General features: G+C 65.3%; 16 protein-coding genes and 1 pseudogene. 12 read left to right on the top strand and 5 right to left on the bottom strand.

Translation table 11 applies throughout. The features are described from left to right. Window positions 1-696 precede the first annotated feature (696 nt). Window positions 697-1,767 (bottom strand): TM2 domain-containing protein, encoded by a 1,071-nt coding sequence (locus tag E3T54_RS12635; protein WP_134475995.1) that lies wholly within the window; start codon window positions 1,765-1,767, stop codon window positions 697-699. A gap of 76 nt (window positions 1,768-1,843) precedes the next feature. Then, window positions 1,844-2,227, bottom strand: a complete 384-nt coding sequence (locus E3T54_RS16870) for a hypothetical protein (RefSeq protein ID WP_166784380.1) — start codon at window positions 2,225-2,227, stop codon at window positions 1,844-1,846. A 31-nt stretch (window positions 2,228-2,258) separates the two neighbouring features. Here E3T54_RS16870 and E3T54_RS16865 point away from each other — a divergent pair, with 31 nt between their 5' ends. Further along, window positions 2,259-2,705 (top strand): MarR family winged helix-turn-helix transcriptional regulator, encoded by a 447-nt coding sequence (locus E3T54_RS16865; RefSeq protein ID WP_166784379.1) that lies wholly within the window; start codon window positions 2,259-2,261, stop codon window positions 2,703-2,705. A gap of 150 nt (window positions 2,706-2,855) precedes the next feature. Continuing rightward, entirely contained in the window at window positions 2,856-5,210 is a 2,355-nt protein-coding gene (locus E3T54_RS12625) for an FdhF/YdeP family oxidoreductase (protein ID WP_134475999.1), read from the top strand. 63 nt (window positions 5,211-5,273) lie between these two features. Here the strand turns inward: E3T54_RS12625 and E3T54_RS12620 are convergent, their stop codons facing one another. After that, on the bottom strand, window positions 5,274-5,573 hold the full coding sequence (locus E3T54_RS12620; protein WP_134475993.1) for a DUF6457 domain-containing protein: 300 nt from the start codon (window positions 5,571-5,573) through the stop codon (window positions 5,274-5,276). A gap of 248 nt (window positions 5,574-5,821) precedes the next feature. Here E3T54_RS12620 and E3T54_RS12615 point away from each other — a divergent pair. Both E3T54_RS12615 and E3T54_RS12610 read left to right on the top strand, forming a co-directional pair. After that, window positions 5,822-6,852: pseudogene (locus E3T54_RS12615) on the top strand (aldo/keto reductase). Between the two features lie 47 nt (window positions 6,853-6,899). After that, window positions 6,900-7,913, top strand: coding sequence for an adenosine deaminase (locus E3T54_RS12610; RefSeq protein ID WP_134475992.1), 1,014 nt, complete (start codon window positions 6,900-6,902; stop codon window positions 7,911-7,913). A gap of 394 nt (window positions 7,914-8,307) precedes the next feature. Here the strand turns inward: E3T54_RS12610 and E3T54_RS12605 are convergent, their stop codons facing one another. Continuing rightward, window positions 8,308-8,862 carry a hypothetical protein gene (locus E3T54_RS12605; protein ID WP_092324445.1) on the bottom strand — a complete coding sequence of 185 codons (555 nt, stop codon included), beginning with the start codon at window positions 8,860-8,862 and terminating at the stop codon, window positions 8,308-8,310. A 339-nt stretch (window positions 8,863-9,201) separates the two neighbouring features. Between E3T54_RS12605 and E3T54_RS12600 the strand changes: the two genes are divergently transcribed. The 8 genes from E3T54_RS12600 to E3T54_RS12565 all read left to right on the top strand — a co-directional run bounded on the left by E3T54_RS12600 (window position 9,202) and on the right by E3T54_RS12565 (window position 14,689). Continuing rightward, complete coding sequence (locus E3T54_RS12600; RefSeq protein ID WP_092324519.1) at window positions 9,202-9,621, top strand: Asp23/Gls24 family envelope stress response protein; 420 nt, start codon at window positions 9,202-9,204, stop codon at window positions 9,619-9,621. After that, window positions 9,618-9,809 (top strand): hypothetical protein, encoded by a 192-nt coding sequence (locus tag E3T54_RS12595; protein ID WP_092324447.1) that lies wholly within the window; start codon window positions 9,618-9,620, stop codon window positions 9,807-9,809. Before E3T54_RS12600 ends, E3T54_RS12595 begins: the two co-directional genes overlap by 4 nt. Beyond that, entirely contained in the window at window positions 9,806-10,183 is a 378-nt protein-coding gene (locus E3T54_RS12590; protein ID WP_092324448.1) for a hypothetical protein, read from the top strand. Before E3T54_RS12595 ends, E3T54_RS12590 begins: the two co-directional genes overlap by 4 nt. Beyond that, window positions 10,180-10,761 carry a DUF6286 domain-containing protein gene (locus tag E3T54_RS12585; protein ID WP_134475991.1) on the top strand — a complete coding sequence of 194 codons (582 nt, stop codon included), beginning with the start codon at window positions 10,180-10,182 and terminating at the stop codon, window positions 10,759-10,761. The genes E3T54_RS12590 and E3T54_RS12585 overlap by 4 nt, the downstream gene beginning before the upstream one ends. After that, a complete protein-coding gene (locus E3T54_RS12580) occupies window positions 10,758-11,363 on the top strand; it encodes a hypothetical protein (RefSeq protein ID WP_134475990.1) in 606 nt (201 codons plus the stop codon). Before E3T54_RS12585 ends, E3T54_RS12580 begins: the two co-directional genes overlap by 4 nt. Before the next feature lie 286 nt (window positions 11,364-11,649). Next, a complete protein-coding gene (locus E3T54_RS12575) occupies window positions 11,650-12,174 on the top strand; it encodes a family 16 glycosylhydrolase (RefSeq protein ID WP_241977211.1) in 525 nt (174 codons plus the stop codon). A 201-nt stretch (window positions 12,175-12,375) separates the two neighbouring features. Further along, window positions 12,376-12,942, top strand: coding sequence for a PadR family transcriptional regulator (locus E3T54_RS12570; RefSeq protein WP_134475988.1), 567 nt, complete (start codon window positions 12,376-12,378; stop codon window positions 12,940-12,942). Window positions 12,943-12,979: 37 nt separating this feature from the next. Then, the gene (locus tag E3T54_RS12565) at window positions 12,980-14,689 is read left to right on the top strand and encodes an AarF/ABC1/UbiB kinase family protein (protein ID WP_134475987.1); all 1,710 of its coding nucleotides are present in this window, start codon (window positions 12,980-12,982) and stop codon (window positions 14,687-14,689) included. Here the strand turns inward: E3T54_RS12565 and E3T54_RS12560 are convergent. After that, window positions 14,686-15,393 (bottom strand): Mut7-C RNAse domain-containing protein, encoded by a 708-nt coding sequence (locus tag E3T54_RS12560; protein WP_134475998.1) that lies wholly within the window; start codon window positions 15,391-15,393, stop codon window positions 14,686-14,688. The two genes, E3T54_RS12565 and E3T54_RS12560, sit on opposite strands and share 4 nt — an antisense overlap. Between the last annotated feature and the right edge of the window lie 722 nt (window positions 15,394-16,115).

Genomic DNA, 16,115 nt, shown 5'->3' with positions numbered 1-16,115 from the left:
TGAGGGCCTCCGTGGCATCGGCTTGAGTGTGGTAACCCAATCGATACCGGAGGTCCTCACCTTTTTAGCTCACGCCACGCACACAACCTCCGTGGGAACAACACCTAGCACGGGTCAGATGACGATCTACTTGAACCTGACAATGGCCGGAACTGACTGGAATGAGCCAGCGTACCGAAGTGCGTGGGCGACCAAACGCACGGCATACAGACATTCCCGGAGGAGTTCCCGCCTCCGGCGCCCGAGCCAACGACCCGCAGTTCTTCAGGCGGTGGCCTGTGTTGACGCCGACTGAAAACAGGGCTAAAAACGCCTACTGAAAATAGGGCCACCAACCATGATGGACGGTGATCAAATTGCGGAGTTGCAGCGAGTTCCACATGGAACCCTTGGCGGGACGGCTGCAGGTTTGCCTGGCTCCTTCGGGTTTCACAAGGACCACCGTCTTGCGGCATCCTCGCTGCCGTTCCGCCCATCTTGAGTCGCATGCGTGATCGACGAGGGGATCCGCCGCCGCATCAGCAACTCACCGTCCGTCAACTGTGAAGGAGAATCACGAGGGACGCGGAGGAAAATGCGGTTTCTGGCGCCTCGCGATCCGTACCATCACGAGTTTCGCGAACAGCCCACAGAACAGAACCAAAAGAAATCGCTCCTGAGGATCCTCAGGAGCGATTTCTCGTTAACGCGTGGACGCTATTCAGCCTTGAGCGTCCACTGGCCGTCGGCGTTGACCACGATCACCGAAGGTCCGGAGCTGAGCGGGACCGTGCCCGAGTATGCTCCGATCTCATTGATGAGCAGACCGAAGCTGAAGTCCTCCCCAGTCTGCTCGGTCACCGCGAAGTTGCTGGAACCCGCATGCGTGGCAGCGAGCTTCCCAGCGGGCCCTTCATAGAGGAACACTCGGTCTCCGGCGCCCGAGGCGAGGAGCGCCGGTGCCGCGGAGACCGGAGCGATGGTCACGCTCCATTTTCCGTCTGCCGAGATCTCAAGAGTCACGCCATCGCCGAGGGAGTTGAAGCCGAAGGCGCTCGTCCCCGCGTACCTGCCGATGGTGTTCACCAGAAGCTGACCGGTGGAGGCGTTGGACGCATCCAACACCGAGATCGCGAAGTTACTGCCGCCGTCGTGGGTGGCGGTGACGATTCCGGCCGTGGCGCCGGCCGGCAGGGTGACGAGGTTGTCGCCGGTGCCGGTCTGCGTGACGGGCGCGAAGGTGCCGAAGCTGTCGTCCGCCCAGGACTGAACGGTCGCGACCTCCGCGGGCGGCTCTTCTAGTGGTGCCTCCTCGACGGGCGCCGACGCATCCTCGTTCTCCAGGGGAGCGACGGCCGCCGGGCTGTCGCCCGGGCTCGCCGCGTTGGTGACACCCGAGATGATCATGCACAGCACGATCCCGACGGCCGTGATGATCCAGGCGATCTTCTTGTTGGCGTCGTACCCGGCGAGCTTCCGGCCCTGCTTGTCCCGCTGGGCGCCGGCGAGCACGAGGATCAGGTCGACGAGCCACCAGATGCCGAACCCGGAGAGGGTGAACAGTTTGAGCAGGCCCGTGCCGACCTTGCCGAGGTAGAAACGGTCCACGGCGAAGAGCCCGAGCAGCCAGGCGAACAGCCAGGTGACCACGAAGGACTTGTCCGATGCGATCGCGTTGACGGCGCCCACGGGGGCGTTCTCCTGCGCTGCTGGGTAGATCGGGGGGATCGGCTGTTCCCGCTGATCGTTCGGGATGCCGGCTGGGGTCGAGTGCTGGTTGTCGCTCATGGTGTTGATCTCCTTGTGTTGGCTGCGATTGAGGTGCTTGGCGCGGATGCGCCAGCCGTTCGGCGGGCGTCGCCGGTCATTTCTCCACGACCTCGATCACGATGTCGAGGCCGTTGTCGGGGTGGTACCCCCACGAAGCGGAGAAGTCATCCCAGGTCGCCGTCTGGCGTCCGTCGAGGGCGCGGGTGCCCTCCAGACGGTTGATGACGCTGTCGGGGGTGTCGAGTTCGCCGAAGATGCAGGCGATATCGGAAATGTCGGCGCCCTCCGCCTCCTCGCCCTCGCTGTTCATCGAGATGCTTCGGCCTTCGTCGCCGACGTTGATCCAGGAGTTTGTTTCAACGTCGCATTCCGTGGCTGCGGCCGCCATCGGGCTGGACGTCACGAGCGATCCGATACCGCCGGCAACGGATGCGACGAGAAGCGAGCCGACAATGCCGACGACGAGGCCGAGTCCCATGCCGGTCGCGCCGAGCCGGAGCTCACGAGGGGTGAACGCAGGTGGACCAGCCGGCGCGGATGCAGCTGGGCTCACCGCCAGCGAGCTTCGCGCACTGTTCCGGGTCGCTGCCGAAGTGAGCGTCACGCCCAAGAAACTCGCCGGCTACCTGAATATGACCACCGCAGCGGTCACCTTCATCTCACGCCGACTCGTCGATTCAGGGCTGCTCCACCGGCTCAACAATCCGAACGATCGTCGGAGCCTCTACCTCGAACTCACGCCTCTCGCGCACCAGATGATGCGCGATGTCCATCGCGACTTCGTCGCGCTCCTTGAGGCGGCCACGAGCGACCTGGATCGCACCGAACTCGACACATTCTCCGCGACACTCCAGTCGGTGGCTCGATCGATGGTGCGCCACTCCGCTCGTGCCGACACGTCCGAGCCCCGCGAAGAGCTCCGCCCCGGCAGTACGGGCTCGACAACCCACCTCTAGCGATCCTTGGGGGGTGAGAACCTTTCGTTTTTCACTCCAGAGCGAGCAGGCTCTTCGCCTCCAATCCCGGCTGAGGTCTTGCAACACCTGGCCAAGGCTGTTACTGCTGAAGGACACAGCTTAAGTGGGGCTGTCGGAAGGGTAGGGACCATGACTCGCGAGCATCCCTCAGTGTCAGAGCCAGACGACACCGACCTCGAGGTCACAAAACCGAAAGACTGGGCCGCGGGCGTGCCCGGCGTGTACCACTCCATGAAACCGGCGCTGGAAAAACTGGGCGTCATCCGCACCGGCAAGACGATGCTCGCCCTCAACCAGAAAGACGGCTTCGACTGCCCCAGTTGCGCCTGGCCCGACCCGAATCACCGCAAGGCCTTCGAATTCTGCGAGAACGGCGCGAAAGCCGTCACCTGGGAGGCCACTCCGGTCATCATCGAATCGGACTTCTGGGCCCAGCATTCCATTGACGACCTGCTGGAGAAGTCGGAATATTGGCTCGGAATGCAGGGGCGCCTCACCGAGCCGGTCTATAAGCCCGCAGGCGAGAACCACTACCGACCGATCAGCTGGGCCGACGCGTTCTCCGTGTTGGCCACGAAGCTCAACGGTCTCAAATCCCCGGACGAGGCCGCCTTCTACACGAGCGGGCGCGCCTCGAATGAGGCCGCGTTCGCCTACCAACTCTTCGTGCGCGCTTTCGGCACGAACAACCTGCCTGACTGTTCCAACATGTGCCATGAGTCAACCGGATGGGCCATGGGCCAGACGCTGGGCATCGGCAAGGCCACGATCAGCTACGACGACTTTGCCCAGGCCGATCTCATCATCATTATGGGTCAGAATCCGGGAACGAACCATCCGCGGATGCTGACGGCCCTGGAAGAGGCGAAGGACTCCGGCGCGGAGATCGTCGCCGTCAATCCCCTGCCGGAGGCCGGCCTGCAACGGTACAAAAACCCGCAGCGGGTCAAGGGAATCATCGGACGCGGCACCCCCATCGCCGACCAGCACGTGCAGATCCGGCTGGGCGGCGACATGGCGCTGCTGCAGGCGGTCTCCAAAAAGGTGCTGGCCGCCGAGGCGCAGAATCCCGGAACTGTGCTGGACCACGAGTTCCTGGCGAAGTACTGCTTTGGCCTGGAAGATCTCACCCGGCACCTGAACCTGCTCGACGAGCAGACCGTGCTCGAGGCCACGGGACTTGAGGAACACGAGATCGACGAATTGGCCGCACGCTATCTCAAGGCCGATCGCGTGATCGTGACCTGGGCCATGGGCCTGACGCAGCAGAAGAAGGCTGTCGCGACCATCAAAGAGATCATCAATCTGCTCTTGTTGCGCGGAAACATCGGCAAACCCGGCGCAGGCGCCTCCCCGATTCGCGGTCACAGCAATGTGCAGGGTGACCGCACCATGGGCATCTGGGAACAAATGCCGCCGGCATTCCTGAACGCCCTCGAGCGGGAGTTCGGGTTTGAACCGCCCCGGGAACACGGTGCGGACGCCGTCGAGACAATCACAGGGCTGCGCGACGGTGACATCAAGGTGTTCATGGCGCTCGGTGGAAACCTGGTCGCGGCAATCAGCGATACGAACGCGGCCGAGGCCGCCATGCGGGGCGCCGAGATGACCGTGCAGGTGTCCACGAAACTCAACCGGTCCCATGTGGTCACCGGCGCCGAGGCACTCATCCTGCCCACGATGGGCCGCACCGAGATCGACATGCAGACCTCAGGGCCGCAGTTCGTGTCGGTCGAGGACACCGTCAGCGCCGTGCATCCGTCGTGGGGAAAAATCGATCCGGTGGCACCCGGCCTCCTTTCGGAGGTGGCGATCATCTCCAGGCTGGCGCGGGCCGTTCTCGATGACAAAGTGAAGGTCGACTGGGACGGTTTCGAGCAGAACTACGACCTCATTCGCGACCACATCTCCCACGTGGTCGACGGATGCGAAAACTACAACCAGAAGATCCGTCAGGAAGGCGGATTCATGCTTCCCAACGGCCCGCGGGACTCGCGCACCTTTCCCACGCCCATCGGCAAGGCAATACTCACCGTCAACGATCTCGAGCCCGTCGATCGCCCGCCGGGCACCCTCATTTTGCAGACGCTGCGCTCGCACGACCAGTTCAACACCACGATCTACGGGCACAACGACCGGTATCGCGGCATCAAAAATGGCCGCCACGTGGTCTTCGTGAACCCCGATGACCTCGCCGAGCTGGGCCTTATCGATGGCCAGTTCGTGGATGTGCACGGGGTGTTCAGCGACAAGATCCCGCGGGTCCTGCGGAAATTCCGCTTGGTGTCCTACCCCACCGCTCGCGGATGTGCCGCGGCCTACTATCCCGAGGCGAATGTTCTGGTTCCGCTTTCTCACCTCGCCGAGGGCAGCAATACCCCCGTGTCGAAGGCGGTGATCGTGCGGCTCGATCCGGTGGAAGCGGATGCGGACAAAGCGCCTAACGCGGCTCGTAACCGGTCGGGGGCGGCCCTGCCGAGCTGACCGCCGGGGCACGGCTCTCGGCCGCGCGGCCCCGGACCACCCGGACCACCCAGGTCGCCAGGGTTACTGAGCCGTGTCAGCCCAGCCGGTTGCGGTGGGCTCTGCGAGGACCTGCCGTGCCACGGCGGCGGCTGATTCCACGGCCGCTGTCGCGTTTTTCTCGCCCGTAGCCGCCGCTAGTCCGGCCGCGTAGCCGACAACGAAGGTGCTGATGGGACCCGCTGACGGGCTGACAACGCTCGATTCCGCCGCGAGGTCAAGCAGCAGATTGCGATCAACCTGAAGGTCGAGAATCTGCAGGGCCTGGGTGAGCTGGCGGCTCCAGTCACGCAGTTCAGGTTCGCGGGCGTCATGGTCCGTCATCGTGGCTCCTTGATTCGGCAGTAGGCGCAGGTATCCTCTCAGGCTTATCACCGATCGTGTTTCTTCGATACCCAGTGCGCGCGCCGAGCCCATGAATCCGAAAGCCACACCGAGAGCGTGAGCGTGTTCGCGGCGACGTACTGAATAGTCGGTGGTCTGAAGCCGCGTCTCGGCATGAGTGAGACCGCCTGGCTGCCACGGGGCAGACTAGGGGGGCACGCCCATTCACCGACGGACAGGACGCATACATGCGCTATCGCACTCTCGGAAACAGCGGGGCGGTCGTCTCGACCTACGCCCTCGGTACGATGACCTTCGGCGCGGAGGCCGACTCCAACACCTCCCACGCGCTGCTCGACACCTTTGTGGCCGCCGGCGGCACTCTCGTCGACACCGCGGATGTCTACAGCGCCGGCGTCTCAGAACAGATCATCGGCACCTGGCTCGCGGCGCACCCGGTGGAACGCGAGCAGATCGTGCTCACCACCAAGGGCCGTTTTCCCATGGGTAGTGGCCCAACGACCTCGGCACCAGCCGCCGCCACCTGATTCGCGCCCTCGATGACTCCCTGCGCCGCCTCGGCACCGAACACATCGACCTCTACCAACTGCACGCCTGGGACCCGGTCACCCCGCTCGAGGAAACCCTGCGCTTCCTCGACGACGCCATCCGCGGGGGCAAGATCGGCTACTGGGGCGTCTCCAACTTCACCGGATGGCAGCTCACCAAGGCCGCGCACCGGGCACAGGCGCTCGGCTTCACCCCGCCGGTCACCCTCCAGCCGCAATACAGCCTGCTGGTCCGCGAAATCGAGAGCGAAATCGTGCCAGCCGCCCTCGACGCCGGCCTCGGGCTGCTGCCCTGGTCGCCCCTCGGCGGCGGCTGGCTCACCGGCAAATACCAGCGCGACGTGGACCCGACCGGCGCCACCCGCCTCGGCGAGGACCCGCAGCGCGGCATGGAAGCGTGGCTGCCGCGCAATGAACTCGACCGCACCTGGAGGATCGTCGACACCGTCGCCGCGGTGGCCGCAGAGATCGGTGCGACGAGCGGGCAGGTCTCCCTGGCGTGGCTCGAAGCGCAACCGGGCGTCACCGCGGTGATCCTGGGGGCGCGCACGGTGGCTCAACTGAGCGAGAACCTGGACGCGGCATCCGTGGCGCTGAGCCCGACGCAGCTCGAGCGGTTGAGCAAGGTCAGCGCCCCCGCCGTCTCGGACTACCCCTACGGGACCGCGGCGCTCGAACAGCGCGGCCGCCGGCTGCCCGGCGGCCGCTGACCCCGGCCGTTGCCACAACGGATGCCCGCCACCGGAAGGCCCCTCACATGCTGACTCCCGCCCAGATTCACGACCTGCCCAAGGTCGAACTGCACCTGCATATAGAAGGGACGCTGGAGCCGGAGCTGATTATGCAGCTCGCAGAGCGCAACGGCATCCGCTTGCCCTGGGCCGACATTGAGGAGCTGCGCCGGCAGTACGAATTCACCGACCTCCAGTCGTTCTTGAACCTGTACTACGCCAACATGGCGGTGCTGCAGACCGAGGCCGACTTCGCCGATCTGACCCGCGCCTATCTGCGGCGCGCGCAGGCGGCCGGCGTGCGGCACGCCGAGATCTTTATGGACCCGCAGGCGCACACCGTGCGCGGGGTGGACCTCGCAACCTGCGTGAACGGGGTGGCGTCGGCGCTTGCCGAGAGCGAAGCCGAATTCGGAGTATCTTCGGCCCTGATCGTGACCTTTTTGCGCGACCGTGAGGCCGCCGAGGCCCTCACGATGATGCACGACCTCATCGAGATGCGGGCACCGATCGTGGGCATCGGGCTGGACTCGGCCGAGGTCGGGCATCCGCCGATCGACTTTGTCGAGGTCTTCGCGCTTGCCCGCGAGCACGGTCTGCAGTGTGTGGCGCACGCCGGTGAGGAGGGCCCGCCGGCGTATGTGTGGCAGGCGCTCGAGCTGTTGCAGGTGTCGCGTATTGACCACGGCGTCCGCAGCCTCGAAGATGACGTGCTCGTGGAACACCTGGTCAAGCACCAGATCCCGCTCACCGTGTGCCCATTCTCGAACGTGCGGCTGCGCGTGGTCGACACGCTCGCCGACCACCCGCTGCCGGCGATGCTGGCCCGCGGACTGGCCGTCACCGTTAACTCCGATGACCCGGCGTACTTCGGCGGTTACCTCGACGACAACTTCACGGCCCTCACCGACACCCTCAGTTTCGGTGCCGAGGAGGTCGCAACCCTCGCCCGCAACGCGGTGCGGGCATCCTTCCTGACAGCGGATGCCCAGGCCCCCCTGTTGATGGAGATCAACGAGTGGCTCTCCGCCCAGCTCTGAACCCGCCGCTGTGTGGCCGCAGGGGCCTGGCCCACGAGGCCGAGGCGCGCGAGCGGATCCAGCCGGTCGATGAGGCTTTTGTGTGCAGTTCGTGATCTGTAGCTGTTGCCGAGTGTGATGGTGACGGTCAGGGTCGTGGTTTCGGTCGGGTTGTGTGCGCGGTCGCTGGGGTGTTTTCTCGGGCTTTCCGGTTGCGGAGGACGCGCAACACGATCGGCAGGATTGCGGGGAGGTAGCGAAGGAAGCGGAACACGGTGTCCTTCCGGTTTGGGGGTGGACGCCGGCCCCGCCGGTGGGCGGGGCCGGCGAAGAGAGCTGGTGATTCGGCGTCGGTAGGCTCGCCCGAGGGGAGGCGGGCGTGACGCTGCTGCCGGAGAGGGGTTCAGCCGACCCCTTATTTCCGGAAGTTCTTGATGGTGGTCTGCAAGAGTCCTGCGATCGGTCTCTGCTGCTCTCCCTGCTGTGCGGCAAGCACGATGATGACGAGTGTGAGTGCGGGGGTGGCCCATTGCAGGATGCGCTGCTGACGCTGCGCCGACGCGAGGCGGTCGGAGCTACCGTGCGCGGGTTCGGTGACGCCCTCGGTCGGTTCGCCTTGGTGGTCGTTGATGGTCCGGCCGAGAATTCCGGAGTATGCGGTGGTCGCACCGGCGAGGACGGTCACGATGATCTTCCAGGTCGTGTTGGTTCGGCTTTCCTCCTGCGCGGAGAGGCGGGTCTTGTTGGCTCTGATGAGCCCGATGCCGCCGATACCGTGGGCGAGGAGCGCAGCTATCTGTACCGGCGCCCATTTGGCCCAGCCGAGCGACGAAAGCCGGAGCCGCTCGCGGGGTGACGATGCCTCGGCTGTCGCACCGTTCAGGCCGACGGCACCCATCAGGGAACCGCCAAACCATGCGGCTAGTCCGAGATCGTGCAAGCTTCTGACGAATGTGTTGCGACCACTCATGGGGGCCTCCTTCGTTGTGAAATGAAAACGACACTTCGCTCACAGTCATACGTAGATCGATTTTTCAGGGTGGACAGTACCACGGTCACGGCTGGCAAGACAGGATCCGGGTGATGAATCATCGCTCGCGAAACGGTGTGCCTCGTGATCGTGTACGTGGAGTTGTGGGGTGTCACGCGAGTCGGCGTTGGTTGTGCGCACGGTTCGCGCGGAGGCCGGAGTTGTGGGAGATGTAGGGCAACAGAATCCGGGGGCTTGACATGTCTGGTTGGTCGCGCGCTACTGGTGAAAACACATGCTCGGGCGCAGTTCGCGTTCGATAAGACTAAGGAGCTTGACATGTCTGACACAACAACATCAAGCGCGTCCCACACTCAGGACAGCGGCACCGGTAAGACGACGATTGAAAATAGCGTGGTCGCGAAGGTCGCCGGGATCGCCGCGAAAGACGTCGCAGGCGTTTATGCGCTCGGTGGCGGGGCGCAGCGGGTGGTCGGTGCCATCCGCGGGCTGGCCGGTGCGGAATCGCAGTCGCAGGGCATCAGCGTTGAAGTTGGCGAGACGCAGGTCGCAGTGGATGTGACCATGGTTGCCGAGTACCCGCTGCCCTTGCAGGATCTGGCCGAGCGTGTCCGACAGTCGGTGATCCGCGCGATTGAGACAATCGTGGGCATGGAGGTCACCGAGGTGAACGTGACCATCAACGACGTGCACATTCCCGCCGATGATGACGACGACACCGAGAAGCGTGTCCAGTGAACGCCACCACGGCCGGGATCCTGATCGGGGCCATACTCGTGATCGTGTGGATCACGTTGGGCTTTGGCGCGTTCGTGCTCGTCCTGGTGGGGATGATCGTGGGCGGGATCGTCGGCCGAATCGTTGACGGCAAGCTCGACCTCCCGGGTGTTGTGGATGCCGTCCGAGGTAGGCGCTCCTCGTCATGAGCGATGCAGAGTTCTCGTCCCGTGCCGTCCAGCGGGGGCGCACGAGGATCACCGCGCGTGCTCTGGAGAAGATTGTGTCTGCGGTCGCTGCGGATGCGTTCGGTGTTGAGCAGAAGCGGGTGTCGCTGCAGATTGAGGATGCGCGCGGCGAGCTGAGTCTGTGGGTCAAGACACCGTTGCCGGTCCCGTCATTGGAGGAGATCCGCGAAGATCCAGCCCGAGTCGCAGACGGTGGCGGCCCGGTCTTGGAGCGGGCGAATCGGGCGCAGGAGAACATCCGAGAGCACGTTCAAAGGATCACCGGATCCGCGGTGGCACGCGTGATGGTGGAGATCACCGGTGCGGACGTCACCCCGCAGAGGAGAGTGAAATGACATCCGAGCAAGCTACCTACGCCCGGGTGATTCGTCGTGAAACGCATTCGCCCCGGTCGGGATTGGCCATCGTCCTCGCGGTCATCCTCATCCTGGTCTGCGCGTGGCTGGGCACCGAAATCGTGCTCGCCCTGCTGGGGCGGCCTGCCCTGCTGGTTGCCCCTGTCGACATGGGCCGCGGGGTCGTCGCGATCGGTCGGTATCCGACCGTGCCCGTCATCATCGCCGGTGTGATCGTGGCAATCATCGGGTTGATTTTGGTGGTCGTGTCTGTCTCGGCCGGTCGGCGTGCCCGCCATGTGCTTCCGTCGCAGCGCAGCGCGATCGTCGTCGATGACGAGGTCATCGCTTCAGCGCTGGCACGGCAGGCTTCCTACGCCGGCAATATTGATCCGGATGATGTCGAGGTCCGTGTTTCCCGACGGTCGGCGTCGGTGCGCATCCGGCCCACCTCGGGGCAGTCCGTGGACAAAGATGCAATCGAACACGCGGTCACTGAGATGCTGGAGCGCTATCAGGCCGCCCCGGCGTTGCACGCACGGGTGTCGGTGCAGAAGGAAGCGAAGGTTGGCGCGTGAACGACACCAACCGTGCCACGAACCGGATCCTCATCCTCGTCATCGGCATGATCACCCTGGCCGTCGGTGCCGGGAGCATTCTCCTCGGGATCGCCGGCCCGGTGCGATCCGGGTGGCGACGCGCTGCCCCGGATGTGTCTCAGCAGATCGCGGACACGTTCGCGGCCGCGACGATTCCCGGAACCTCGAGCAGCTGGCTCTCGGTGGCGGGCGTGGCTGTGCTGATCGTGTTGGTCGTGCTGCTGATCGTATTCATCCTGCGACAAGGCAACGGGCGCACCAGGCACCTGCTCCGCAGCGAACCCGGCGAGCACGGCGGGGTCGCCATCGACGCCGCGTTCGCCGAGCAGTCGCTGCAGAACTTTCTCGACACCAAGCCCGAGCTGGTCGCCTCCCATGTCTCGACCTACCAGGTTCGGAACACACCCGTACTGAAAGTCGTCGTCACATGCCGGCGGGGAGTTTCTCCCAAAGACGTCGGGGACGTTATCGATTCCTCCCTCGCATCACTGGATCACCTCCTGGGCCAGCACCTGTCCACGTTCGTGCAGATCAGCGGCGGGTTCCGCGCTCGCATGACCAAATCCACCCGGCTGCAATAGATCGAGGCGCGGCCGGGACCGAGTGCGGGGGAGGGGAGAACGCCGCGTGTCGTCGGGGCCTCTCATCAGGGCTTTGTCGCATCCGGGGCGGGTTGCTACTCTGACCCAATGAAGAACTTTGACACCGTTGTCATCGGTGCGGGCGTCTCCGGGTTAACCGCCGCGCGGCTGTTGGCGCGGCAAGGGCAACCTCAACATCAAACCCATCCGCGACACCCAGAAGAACTGGGCCTCAGGTCGTATCGAAACCCAGCGCACAGACTTCCAGCCCGACCCTGGCAAGGTGATGGCAGTCGAGGCCCGCATCCAGATGCCGAACGTCACCGGCACAGCGGCGCAGGGCTACTGGCCGGCGTTCTGGATGCTCGGCGCTCCATTCCGCGGTAACTACACGAACTGGCCGTCGTTGGGCGAGATGGACATCATGGAAAACGTCAACGGCGTGAACACGGTCTGGGCGACGTTGCACTGCGGCACGAGCCCCGGCGGTCCGTGCAACGAGACCACGGGTCTCGGCGGCAGCACGACGTGCCCAGATGCCACGTGCCAGTCGGCGTTCCATGTCTACCGAATTGAGTGGGACCGCAGCGGCGCGAGCGAACAGCTCCGTTGGTCCGTGGACGGCGTCGTCTACCACATCGTCAATCAGGGCGATGTAGACGCCACGACGTGGGCCAATGCCACCGGCCACGGCTTCTTCATCATCCTCAATGTGGCCATTGGCGGCAGCTGGCCGGCTCGCCCCAGTGGGCTGACAAAGTCGGGGATACCCATGCTCGTTGACTACGTTTCGGTATATAAGAGCATTTAGGCTCTTCGGCACGAGGCGGGCGGTCCGTATATGCGGGCCGCCCGCCGCCGCATCGGATCGACCTTCCCCCTCGGGGGCCGCACCGCACCGAGGCGCCCGGACTCCCTGCGAATACGGGAATGCAGTCTCGCTTCACGAGGTTGACCGATATATCGTTAAGTATCGCCGAGCCTGGATGGCTGTGGCGCTGAGGAGGACATCATGAGCAATTCATTCATGGGGGATGGGTTCGGGGCACGCCGGGGCGGCGGCGAGGGCTGGCCAGGTTCCGTGGTGTGGGACGCGATGGACCAGCTGCGCGGCCAGTTCGACCGCAAGGCCGGCACGCGAATGGGACGCGGCGACGTGCGCGCGGCGGTGCTTGCGCTGCTCGCCGAGAAGCCGATGCACGGCTACCAGATCATCCAGGAGATCGAGGAACGCAGCAACGGTGCGTGGAAGCCGAGTCCCGGCTCGGTGTATCCAACGCTTCAATTGCTCGCGGACGAGGGCATCATCGGCGCGGAGGAGTCCAACGGTCGCAAGACCTACTCGCTCACCGACGAGGGGCGACGGATGGCGGACGCCGCGGCGGATCAGCCTGCGCCGTGGGAGGCGCCGAGTGCTCGGGACAGCGGGCGGGCGAGCGCGCTGCCCAAGGCCGGCATCGACCTGGCCCAGGCAGCCGCACAGGTCGGGCGCACGGGCAGGCCGGAGCAGGTGAAACAGGCCGTTGCGGTACTGGATGAGGCACGTCGTAAGCTCTATTCCATCCTCGCCCAGGACTGACCGAGTGCCCAGAGCACGTCGGCATCAAGGAGACCAGATGACCGACGTCGGGAACATGCGCGCCCGCACCCGCAGGATCCTGTGGTTCGCCGCCCGCCATCTGGCGCAGACATGGTGGTACGAACTGTTTCTCCCGCGGGTCGGGCTGGCGCGGGTCGCGGCACGAAACAGGTCGGCACGCCTGCAGCGCATTGCGCAGCGCTTCCACGTGCTCGCCGTCGACCTGGGCGGCCTGATGATCAAGGTCGGCCAGTTCATGTCGTCGCGCCTCGACGTGCTGCCGCCGGAGATCACGAAGGAGCTCGAGGGTCTGCAGGACGAGGTTCCGCCGGTGCCGTTCCCGGCAATCCGAACCCTCGCCGAAGCCGAACTGGGCGTGACGCTCGAGCGAGCATTCTCGTTCATCGATCCAACCCCGGTGGCGGCGGCATCCCTCGGTCAAGTGCACCGCGCTCGGCTCTCCGAAACGAATGCTGCCGACACCGGCCTGCTCGACGTGGTCGTCAAGATTCAACGGCCGGGCATCAGCACCATCGTCGATGTCGACCTCAGCGCGCTCCGCCGGGTCGCCCGCTGGCTCAGCCACATTCGCCTGGTCTCGGATCGCGTCGACGTGCCCGCCCTCGTCGAGGAGTTCGCGGTCACGAGTCTCGAGGAGATCGACTACCTGCACGAGGCGGCGAACGCCGAGCGGTTCGCACAGTCCTTCGCAGGTGACGCCCGGGTCGGCGTTCCCGACCTGGTGTGGGAGCGCACCACCAGGCGGGTGCTGACCCTGCAGGATGTGACCGCCATCAAGATCAACGATGTCGACGGGCTGAGGGCAGCCGGCATCGACCCGGCCGAAGTGGCCACCGAGTTCGCGGCCGTCATGTTCGACCAGCTCTTCGTGCACGGCTACTTCCACGCCGACCCGCACCCCGGCAACATCTTCGTGACCCCGCTCGTCGGCGCCGGTGTGCCCGGAGCGGGCGGCATCCGGGACTGGAAGTTCACCTTTATCGACTTCGGGATGATGGGCGACGTGCCCGATGCCCTGCGGGAGGGTCTTCGGAAGCTGCTCATCGCCGCCGCGTCACGCAACGGCAAGGGGATGGTGGACGGCATCCGCGAGGTGGGTGTGCTCCTGCCCTCCGCTGACACCATGGAACTCGAGCGGGCGATGACGAAGCTGTTCGCCCGGTTCGGCGGGATGGGTTTCGCCGAGTTGCAGGATGTCGACCCGCGCGAGTTCCGCGCCTTCGCCCTCGAGTTCGGTGATGTGGTGCGCTCGCTGCCGTTTCAGCTTCCGGAGAACTTTCTGCTCATCGTGCGCGCGATGTCGCTGACCTCGGGGATGTGCAGTTCGCTCGACCCCGCCTTCAACATCTGGAATTCCGTCGAGCCGTATTCCGCCCAGCTGATCCGTGCCGAGGGCGGGAACCTGGTGCAGGCGGTCGGCAAGCAAGCGATGTCGGCCGCGGGCATCATCGCCAGGCTGCCCCAGCGGCTCGACAACCTCACGACGCGGATCGAAGAGGGTACGGTCTCGGTGCAGACCCCGCGGCTCGAGCGTCGCCTGGCCGACCTCGAGCGAACGGGACGGCGGATCGTCTCGGCAATCCTCTTCGCCGCCCTGCTGATCGGCGGCATCCTGCTTCGCGCCGAGGATGCCGTGATCGGAACGGTGCTCATCGCCGTTTCTGTGCTCCCGCTGCTCCACGCCCTCTTCGCCCGGATCCTGGCGCGGCGCGGCCCTCTGCCCTAGCTGGTGGCCCGGCGCACCAGCTCCTCAAGGCGCCGGCTGTGCGCGCCGCGCCAGTACACCCGACCACAACCGGTGCACCGCGAAAACGAGCGATAGGTGCGGCGGGTCCCTGGCTCGAGCTCGGTCGCGACCTCTGTGGCGGACACCTCTTCGAGGAGTGCCCCGCAGCGCAAGCATCGCGTCCACGGTGCGAGTCGCGGGGCGAAGCGACTGAGGACGTCATCGAGTTGCGCGTCCACGTCGTCTGAGCGGATGAGCGCACCGTCGCGCACGGTTCTGCGGAAGAGCAGTCCGCGGTCTCGGGTGAGCAGTTCCCGTTGCTCGGTCGCGGAACGGGTGGCAAGGCTGGAGTCATCGCCATCGGGTTCATACGCCGCATCGATGCCGAGCAGCCGCATCCGTCGCGCCAGCGTGCCGAGGTGTACGTCGAGCAGAAAGCGACCGGAGTTCGGCTGCGGTCGTCCCCGAGCTTCGACGTCGAGCGTTGACGAGTGTCCGATGTGCGTCGTACGCAGTGCTTGGCGGCCGATCCTTCGGCCGTCGACGGATGCGGCCCCGACTTCAGTCAGCGGCACGCCCAGGACTTGAAGGAGGTGTGCCACCGTTTCTGTGGGAGCTGCATCACGCACGACGCGGTCTCCCCGGTCTCGCCTGGGCAGCAGGGACCGGAGTGAGGGATCGACCTCGACAGAGACCTGCGGCACCTCGACATCGTGCCCGCTCAAGATGGGCGCTCGCTGGGCACACTGGCTGAACGGTTCGTCGCTTCGGGCTTCCGATGCGTGGCTCGGTGATCGTAGTGGTGCGCGTCAGTGGTCCAGCTTCCGTTAACCAGGCCTCCTATACCCCTTGACGGATGCCGTTACGGACTGCGAAGCGTGAACGCGACCGGTCTGCCGCGGGCAGACCGGTGTTCATGGACGCTTCCGGTCGCAGGCTGCGGCACACACGGATTGCCGGGCTGATAACCGTCACCGGTGTCGTCGCCTATATGGGCCTGGTCGGGAGTGCGTTCCTCGGAGCACCGAACATCATCGGGCCGTTGCTGCCGGAGGCGATTGCCTCGCAGAAACGTCCCGCCGCGCATGCGCCTGTTAGACAGACTGCACCTCCCACCAGCCACAGCCCGTCAGTTCCCGCTCCCAGCACGAGTGTCCCGCTCAAGCCGGCGCCGGCTCCCGTCTCGACGGCGGCGCCGCCTCCGTCTCCGTCTAGCTGTACTGCCCAGGCAGGTTGGTTGAGTGGATGTGACGACTCGCTGTAGTCGTTGGACGTGAACGAGGACCTCCAGGAGTGGAGTGGGAGCTGTCAAAGGCAAACACACCACGAACCTGGAGGTCCTCGTGTCCCACGCTGACGCTGCTTTGACCCCGCGTCACCGTCTGCGCATCGCGCTGCCAGGGTCTTGACGAACGCGACGACGCCG

The sequence above is a fragment of the Cryobacterium sp. Sr8 genome, from assembly GCF_004403225.1.
In the GTDB taxonomy this organism is placed as follows: Bacteria; Actinomycetota; Actinomycetes; order Actinomycetales; family Microbacteriaceae; genus Cryobacterium; species Cryobacterium psychrotolerans.
Note: the sequence above shows the minus strand (reverse complement) of the source record. Positions and strands in the feature narration are given on the sequence as shown.